The 1,960-nt window shown below is 68.6% G+C and carries 2 protein-coding genes; both read left to right on the top strand.

Translation table 11 applies throughout. The annotated features are described in order from the left end of the window. A partial coding sequence (locus ABNT58_RS25375; protein ID WP_348756160.1) for a methyl-accepting chemotaxis protein occupies positions 1-622 on the top strand: 622 nt, incomplete at its 5' end. A 34-nt stretch (positions 623-656) separates the two neighbouring features. Further along, the coding region (locus tag ABNT58_RS25370) for a methyl-accepting chemotaxis protein (protein ID WP_348756159.1) at positions 657-1,960 on the top strand (1,304 nt) is incomplete at its 3' end.

The raw sequence follows: 1,960 nt of genomic DNA, 5'->3' as shown, positions 1-1,960 counted from the left end.
GATGAAGCAGATCGCGCACAAGATCACCATCATCGACGACATCGCCTACCAGACCAACCTGCTGGCGCTGAACGCGGCCATCGAAGCGGCCCGTGCCGGCGAACACGGCAAGGGCTTTGCGGTGGTGGCGGCCGAAGTACGCAAGCTGGCCGAACGCAGCCAGGTGGCGGCGCAGGAGATCGGCACCGTGGCCAGCAGCAGCGTGGAGCTGGCCGAACGCGCCGGCCAGTTGCTGGACGCGATGGTGCCCAGCATCCGCAAGACCTCGGACCTGGTGCAGGAGATCACCGCGGCCAGCGAAGAACAATCGTCCGGCGTGGGCCAGATCAATGCGGCCGTGAGCCAGCTGAGCCAGACCACGCAGCAGAACGCCTCCAGTTCCGAGGAACTGGCCGCCACGGCCGAGGAGATGAGCGCCCAGGCCGAAGAGCTGCAGCGCGCGATGGGCTTCTTCAAGCTGGACGGCGCCCCGATGGAGGCCGAAGCCTCCGGCCCGGCCCGCAAGGCCCTCAGCCAGGCCCAGGCCAGCGCGCGCCGCGGCGCTGCCGGCCTGGCCCGACCACAGGCGCGGCGCGTGAGCGCGGCTGCGTCGGTGGACGAAGCCGACTTCACCACTTTCTGACAAGAGAAGGCCCACCCAGGGCCTAGGAGCACCCATGAACTGGTTCCTGCGCTTGAAACTGGCGCACAAGCTGCTGCTGACTTTTCTGACCTGTTCGGTGCTGACCGCCGCCGTGGGCGGCTATGGACTGCTGCGCATCATCGACCTCCAGCAGCTGCTGTACAAAACCTACACCGACACCACGCTGCCCGCGCAGTACGTGTCTGAAGCGGCGGCCCGCATCAGCGCCCATTCGCGCGCCTATGTGCGCCTGCCGGCGCTCAAGGAACCCAAGGACGTGAAGGACGCGGTGGAACGCGCCCAGGTGCATCTGGACAAGTTCCGCGCTGCGCTGGCCACCTACCGCAGCACCAATCTGAGCGACAAGGAAAAGCAGCTGCTGGCCCAGGTGGAACAGCAGCTGCCCAACTACCTGGCCAGGAACGACGAAGTGGCCAAGCTGGCCCTGGCCGGCCAGCTGGACGAGGCCGCGCGCCTGAGCAATGGCGATGCGCGCAAGGCCGTCAACGGCATCGAGACGGTGATGACCTCCATCATCGACGAGTTGCGTTCGCAGGCCGAGAACGCCAGCAACACCGCCGCCGCGTCTGCCGATGCGGCGCGCCTGGTGATGATCGGCGTGGTGGCCGCTTCGGTGGTTCTGGCGGTGCTGCTGGGCCTGGTGGTCACGCGCATCGTCAGCCGCCAGCTGGGCGGTGAGCCGGCCGATGCGGCGCGGGTGCTGCACGAGGTGGCCGATGGCCGGCTGGATGCGCAGATCACGCTGCGCGAAGGCGACCGGCAGAGCCTGCTGTACGCGGTGCGGCAGATGACCGCGCGGCTGCAGCAGGTGATCGACGGCCAGCGCCGCGTGGTGGAAGCCGCCAACCGCGGCCAGTTCGACCAGCGGGTGGACGAGGCCGGGCTGCAGGGCTTCCAGCGCGAGATGGCGCAGGGCGTGAACCAGCTGGTGAGCACCGTGGGCGCCAGCGTGGACGACGTGGCGCAGGTGATGGGCGCGCTGTCCCAGGGCGACCTGACCCGACGCATCACCGCCGACTACAGCGGCCGCTTCGGCGAGATGAAGGACCACATCAACCGCACCGTGGCCACGTTGTCGCGGGTCGTGGAAGAAGTCAACACCAGTGCCCAGGGCCTGGCCAGCGCTTCCGAAGAAGTCAGCGCGACGGCCCAGGCGCTGAGCCAGGCGGCCAGCGAGCAGGCCGCCGGCGTGGAAGAGACCAGCGCGTCGATCGAGCAGATGACCTCGTCGATCGCGCAGAACACCGACAACGCCAAGGTGACCGACGGCATGGCCAGCAAGGCGGCCACCGAGGCCACCGAAGGCGGGGAGGCGGT

It is taken from the genome of uncultured Aquincola sp. (assembly GCF_964001545.1).
Lineage (GTDB): Bacteria > Pseudomonadota > Gammaproteobacteria > Burkholderiales > Burkholderiaceae_C > Aquincola.
The sequence above is the reverse complement of the archived record's forward strand: the minus strand, read 5'-3'. Positions and strand labels throughout refer to the sequence as shown.